The following is a 3225-nucleotide window of genomic DNA, read 5'->3' on the forward strand; positions in this document are numbered from 1 at the left end:
GGTGCTGCCATTACTGCTTTTCCAATGATTCCGCCAAGCACTGCTTCGTAGCTTCCGCTGTTGACAACCTGTATCTGCGTAGCAGATTTTCCGGCTGCCGTATCAAAGCTGCCTGCTGTTACATTTGTAAATTCAATATTTTTAACTTCCTGAACATCACCGATGATTCCACCAAAAGTTCCGCCCTGATTATAACTCTGGGTTGAACTATCCTCTATGATATTTCCCGCTGCACTTGCGTTTTTCAGATTCATATCGGACTTTATTAATTTTCCAATCAATCCGCCGTAAGCGCCCTGACCGTTTGTACGGTTTACGGTGATATCCGCTGATGAGGATGCGTTATCTATTACAGCGTCAGTCTGTTCCATGATGCCTGCAATTCCGCCGATTCGCTGGTTCGCTGCATTGCTCACGATCAGTTTTCCGCCAAGGTAATGTACATTTTTCAAGCTTAATGCTGCCTGCTCTGTGGAACCTGCAGGTACTGTAACGCGTCCTGCAATTCCGCCTGTAGAAGCCGGACTGCTGCTTGCTCCGGTATGGTTTAGAGATGCTGCCGAAGTTACATCTGCCAGATTTGCAGAACCGGTGATCTTGCCAACCGTACTGCCTATGTCCTCTTTATTCGAAACCTGATTTTCCACAGAAATCTCTTTCCTGATGTCAATCTTTTCAACAACCGGTATCTCAGCTGCTCCTGGTTCCGCTTTTATTTCACCCGCAATCAGACCAAACCGGTCCGGACTTGTGGTGGTTACTTTTACTTTAGTATCCGCTGCGGCAGAAGTGAGGTTGATACCGGAAATGGTACCCGCTCCTGTCTTTACAAGGATAGCATCTGCAAGGATACGGTAATCCGCTTTATTAATAATGTAATCCAGGTTCGATACTTTAGCTGTCTTGCTCATACCGTTAAAAATGCTGTATCCAACCGGTTTCGCTGCTGATGCCGACCTGTTATCCAGGATTTTGTGATTCGTTCCTCCTGCTGCCGCTCCAGTATAGGTTCCAGAGAAATCCAAAGTCGCAGTTCCAATACCCCGCTTCCAGAATTCCTGCATGGTTCCTTCCTGGTTCGCCTGCACAGGCACGGATAATTTCTGATCTTTTAATTCCAGATCCTGTGTCTGTGCATAATGAGATTTCAGATAATGGCTGTCCCCATGTTTGATTCCTCCAAGACTGATGTTATAGAGGTTTCGCTGAGTCATGATCTCATAAGGTTTTGCCGCAGTTCCAAATTCCCATGAAGCACTCTGCGTCTCTGTTGCTTTCGCAAAATGCGGGCTGAACTTAGAGTAGAAGTTGTTTTCATCTGTCTGCTCCTTGCCCGGAACCTGATATTCCACTACTGTTGCACTGTAATATGGCTTGTCCTTCTGAGGCTCTTCCAGCCTGTCTAATACATTGTTGTTCAATAAAATCTCATTTTTGTTATTGACAAATTCTTTATTGGCAAATATCGCCGGTACTTCATTTCCATATCCATCCCTTACCAGGACTTCATAATAGTATCCGCTCTGCCCGTCCACATAAATCTTACTGTACTGCATATTGTTCAGATTACTGATGTTGGACAGGTTACCCGGATCCCGAAGATCCACATATTTCTTTTCAATGGTAACGAATAGCTTCTGTTTCTCCTGTTTCTTAACATCCTCTGCAATCGCATCGCCTTCATAGACCAGGACTTTATATCTGGCTGTGGTACTCACATTATTCAGATCTACCTTGATGGTATCCTTGAAGGTTTCTGTTTTCCCTTTGTCAGCCACCGGGTCATACGGTTCGTATTTCAGCTTCTTATCACTGCTTCCATACGGCGTCTTCCCTGTTTCCTGCGCCGCTCCGAACAGAAGCGGGAAGTTTAAGTCTTTTCTTGTCTTATGTTCATACTGCGTAAACTGCGGCAGTGGATATGGATCTTTTGCATAATCCCTCAATAAGAGGTTACTGCTGTTAATGGTATCATTTACCGGATTCGGATCCAGCTTCCAGGACTTATCCGTACTTCCTGTAGTCATATCAAATCCCTTTGCTGCCATTGCGGCTGCATCCGTGATTTCTGCATAAGTCAGTGCGTAGGTATCCTGGTATACCTCGTCAATACCATTGTCCGGATCTGCCGGTGTTGTTACATAATCTTCGTGTTTGTTGTCTGCGAAAGCCCAATATTCATTCGGTGCCCTGCCAAATCCCAGGTACAATTCCAGATCTTTATCGTCTGTCACCACCATGGATCCCGGCAATCCGGGCAGCTGTGTGGAATCTCCCCAGTAGAAATTTTCATCCTTCAGGTAATATGCTTTTGTAAACTGCCCTCTGGATCCTTTGCTCCTGGATAAGCTTCCCTGATATTTTCCGCTAACAAATCCTGCGTTATAAACTTCCGTAACACTGCCTGCAACATCTGCGGCAATACCAACTGCGGTTCCGCTGCCTCCGGCCGAAGCAACTGCAAGTGCCGTTACTTTACCGGTATTGTATGCCTGTTTGATCTGACCGCTTCTTAAATCTTTTACAAGTCCTGCCGCTGTTCCGTTGTGAGCTCTGATATACCCGCCGTTCATACTCTGGGAAATCTGTGATTTACTTCCTTCCATGGTATGCACCAGACCCGCTGCGTGATGATTTCCCTGGCTGGCGATAATTTCACCATTATTGGAAACTTTCACGAATTTGGTATCTTTCGCATACGCTGCAATTCCGGCTGTTTCTATACTGAGGGCTGCCGGCAGATCGTATTTCACTTTCAGGGTGTCCCCATTTCCAAGTGGAACATCTGCTTCCGGCCTGCTTAAATTTACTCCAAGGGTTGCATTATTTCTTGTATCGGTTACTTCTGAATCTCTGATGAATCCTGCCACACCGCCAAGTGTATAGCTGTTATTTATGTATTTCTTTACATTTGCAAGGTTTGTGAATCCCTGGGCACGTACCTCTCCGCTTACCGTGATCTTATCCAGCAACGCACTATCCGCATAATCTGCAATCAGTCCGAGGTTTGCCGTATAGTTGGATGCTTCCTGGTATTTTCCAAGGTTCTTAAGCTTTTTGCCGGACGTATCCGTTGCTTTAACCTGCATCTGTAAATCATGTACACTGGCTGTAAATGACGCTTTATCTTTACTTCTTAAATAGGATATAAATCCAATATCTTTATTGTCCTGAGTGATCTTATGGCCAGCGCCATCGTAATCACCGTTAAACTCAAACATTTCA

The 3225-nt window shown here is 45.2% G+C and carries 1 protein-coding gene; it reads right to left on the bottom strand.

The features are described 5' to 3' along the window. Positions 1 to 3225: hypothetical protein (locus ACH2DQ_RS21920; RefSeq protein WP_395028324.1), on the bottom strand; the 3225-nt coding region annotated here is incomplete at both ends.

This window comes from Robinsoniella sp. (assembly GCF_034124845.1).